The sequence below is a fragment of the Bacillus sp. SIMBA_008 genome (assembly GCF_046535495.1).
Classification (GTDB): Bacteria; Bacillota; Bacilli; order Bacillales; family Bacillaceae; genus Bacillus; species Bacillus subtilis.
Genome location: NZ_JAWRWL010001149.1, coordinates 1 through 241, shown reverse-complemented (window position 1 = coordinate 241; position 241 = coordinate 1). Strand labels below are relative to the sequence as shown.

Below are 241 nucleotides of genomic sequence, written 5' to 3'. Positions count from 1 at the left end.
CAGCCCATCCTTTTATTTATGCCCAAATAACTTTCATTAAGTTTTTATATTCGTCATTTGCTAATTTATATAGCATTCTCGTATGTTCAAAGACAAGTGCTGGATTAAAGTTTGGTTCTGAGAATGCAAGCGATGCTGAAATATCAATTGCATTTTGCTTGTTTAATGTGAATTTTGCAAATCGATAAGATGTGTTTAATTCATTAATGACATGCAAAATATCATTTGTTGATGTTGCATC

1 pseudogene is annotated in these 241 nt (G+C 30.7%); it reads right to left on the bottom strand.

Annotated features, from left to right (window positions below):
* Window positions 1–16 precede the first annotated feature (16 nt).
* Window positions 17–241, bottom strand: a pseudogene (locus SB658_RS27035) (hypothetical protein); the annotation flags it as partial.